The organism is Pediococcus argentinicus (genome assembly GCF_001437605.1).
GTDB lineage: Bacteria > Bacillota > Bacilli > Lactobacillales > Lactobacillaceae > Pediococcus > Pediococcus argentinicus.
Map to the genome: position 1 here is coordinate 1 of NZ_JQCQ01000060.1, position 2765 is coordinate 2765.

General features: G+C 33.5%; 3 protein-coding genes. 2 read left to right on the forward strand and 1 reads right to left on the reverse strand.

What is annotated here, in order from left to right:
* Positions 1 to 344 precede the first annotated feature (344 nt).
* The gene (locus IV88_RS08830; protein WP_057800526.1) at positions 345 to 986 is read right to left on the reverse strand and encodes an endonuclease III domain-containing protein; all 642 of its coding nucleotides are present in this window, start codon (positions 984 to 986) and stop codon (positions 345 to 347) included.
* Positions 987 to 1167: 181 nt separating this feature from the next.
* On the opposite strand from IV88_RS08830, the gene IV88_RS08835 reads away from it, so the two are divergent.
* A complete protein-coding gene (locus IV88_RS08835) occupies positions 1168 to 1629 on the forward strand; it encodes a hypothetical protein (protein WP_057800527.1) in 462 nt (153 codons plus the stop codon).
* 206 nt (positions 1630 to 1835) lie between these two features.
* Positions 1836 to 2744 carry a tyrosine-type recombinase/integrase gene (locus IV88_RS08840; protein ID WP_057800528.1) on the forward strand — a complete coding sequence of 303 codons (909 nt, stop codon included), beginning with the start codon at positions 1836 to 1838 and terminating at the stop codon, positions 2742 to 2744.
* Positions 2745 to 2765 lie beyond the last annotated feature (21 nt).

Below are 2765 nucleotides of genomic sequence, written 5' to 3' on the forward strand. Positions count from 1 at the left end.
CAACTTGACAGGGCCGAGCGCAACAACGTCTGATCTCCATTACTCCCCTGTTTGTTAAACTCCCCCCGAAGTTTCGGTAAGGATTAACCTCGCCTACAAGCAAAATATTAGCATAACTTGTTCATTATCTAACGAATGACTCAAAATCGTTTAAAAATTAACAGTTTTGACATTCATTCTAATTATTCGGGTTAAAACATAGGTTAGTATGATACAATACTATTCATAGGTGCCAAATCTAATCGAACATGCGTGTTCGATGCGTGAATTTTCACGCCGCATTTACCTCGATGTAAATGCCAAACAGCCATCCCGACTACTATGATGGCTGTTTTTTTGTGTTCTCATTTCAAAGTAAAGCCCGCCATCATGCTTTCATCCCATTGTTTTTGATTCTTAACCTGCTTACCAAAAGTGTCAATTAGAGCATGTAATTCCTGTGCTTCATCCCAATTTAGTTGCCAGTCATCTTCAGCAATAACTTGGAATTTCCGATAATCCTTTGGCATATCGATTCCCATCCACTCGAATTGACGTTTAGCATAGGTATCCACAATAAAAACCGGTTTGTGAAAAGCATACATTAGAATATCATCACCAGTTTCATTTCCAATTCCTTTGACACCAATTAACTCGCTTTGTAATTCTTCACGACTCATTTGTTCAATCAGTTTCGCATCATCATTATATTGTTCCAGCCAGTCAGCAGCGGCCTTAATGTATTTTGCCTTAGTTTGATATAATCCCGCTGGTTTGATAATCTCAGCCAGCTCATCAACACTTAATCCGCGAATCACCGCTGGGTCATTTTTCGTTTGGGAAAACAAATCCGTAGCCGCAGCGTCAGCATTGTTAGCACTCGCATTTTGAATTAGAATAGCACTCCAAATAACCTGAAAGGGTGATTGAGCCCAGGTCCCAATTGTCATCCAACCTTGAGCACCCAAATTTTGTTCTAATCGATTGTAATATGGTTTTAAATTCATTTTGATACACTCCAATAATTTGTTTGAGTTAATTATGCCACTTAGCTCCTGGTAACTGATAGAATTTACACCCTTAACTATGCAAATCAAGGTGGATAAACGCTTATTTTGTGATAAAGTAAACGTATTACATGAAGAGCTAGGTTGATTGATAGCCTGCTCTGATTATAGGAGGAATTTTATGTTTAACTTTTCACTTAGTTTACTATTCTTTTGGATGAAAGGCTCTGCATCAGTCACCGCCGACCAAGTTAAGGTTCAATTTTCAAACCTACTTTTTGGATTTATCCCAACAGGAAAAAATGATAATAGTGCACCATTGAATGATGTATCTGATGTAAAAGTGAGCTCAAAGGTTGCTGCATGGCCATTAACTATCGGCTTGATACTAATTGCTTTAGGGATTTGGGGATTTACAGCTCGTTCAATTATCTTAGGTATCATTGGATTAATTGTTGGTATTCTAATCGGATTAACAGCTTTCCAAAGCACACTTTCATTTGTTAAAACTGGTCCAGATGTACTCATTGCTGTTCCATTTTATGAAAAATCGACTCTTGAACAAATTAAGGCTTTAATTGAAAAACTTCAAGAAGAAAGCCGACCAAAGACTGATGCTAGTCAGGTTCTAGAAGATCTATAAAAATAAAAACAGGTTTATTCCCAATTATCTATCAAGCATAGATTAGGAATAAACCTGTTTTTTCTATATGTTTTTTGTTAACACACATACTTTCAAAAAAGTACATGCGGTACATATTTTCCCAATATAAAAGTAATTTTGAATCAGAAATACTGCAATTTATATTATACTTTTAGAGTCAAAAGTATAAATAAGAGGTGTCTCCCATGAACAATTATATTGATCAATTCATTGAGTACAAAAAAACACAAAATTTGTCCATTCATTCAATAAAAGCTTACAAACAAGATTTAGTAACATTTAAACAGTATTTGATGCAAGAAGAATACAAAATATCAGATGAGATTTCATTAATTGAATATCAAAAACACCTAATCCAGCGGTATAAATCTTCAACAATTAAAAGAGCTCAAATAACTCTTAAAATGTTTTATCAATATTTAAAGCACCAAAACATAGTTAGTTCCGATTACGAAATAATATTGCTATCAGTTCGAAAAGAGAAAAAGCTTCCACGCACAATTAATTTACATGATATAAGCTCTCTACTAGAGGCAGCTTACCTATCTGCAGAAAAAACGAATTTTCAAAAGAAAAATAAAATTAGAAATATTGCTATTCTTGAACTACTTATTAGTACAGGATTACGTATTAGCGAGATAAGCAAACTAACGCTAACTGATTTTCATACTGATAAATCTATTTTAATTAAAGGTAAAGGGAAAAAAGAGCGTATTTTATATATCTCAAGCACTGATACTATGAAATCATTGAAAACATATTTATCTATTAGGTCCCAATATAATCCTCAAAGCAATCATTTCTTTTTAAACAAATACGGTAAACAACTTTCAATATTTGGAATAGAAAATATTTTTGATAAATATAAGATTATCTCCATGATTGATACTAATACTACTCCTCACTATATACGTCATACCTTTGCAACTGAATTATTAAACAACGGTGCTTCTATTAGGGATGTTCAGGAATTATTAGGACATTCAAGCATTACTACAACACAGATATACACCGAGGTTTCGCTCCAAAGAAAAGAGCATGTATTGAATAAATATAACTATAGAAATACTATGCAAATAAAAACCTCCAAATAACTGTTAATTATTTGGAGGTTT

Bases quoted from the DNA above. Each gene is read 5' to 3' on its own strand.
- IV88_RS08835 (WP_057800527.1), top strand. From the start codon at position 1,168: ATGTTTAACTTTTCACTTAGTTTACTATTCTTTTGGATGAAAGGCTCT.
- IV88_RS08830 (WP_057800526.1), bottom strand. From the start codon at position 986: ATGAATTTAAAACCATATTACAATCGATTAGAACAAAATTTGGGTGCT.
- IV88_RS08840 (WP_057800528.1), top strand. From the start codon at position 1,836: ATGAACAATTATATTGATCAATTCATTGAGTACAAAAAAACACAAAAT.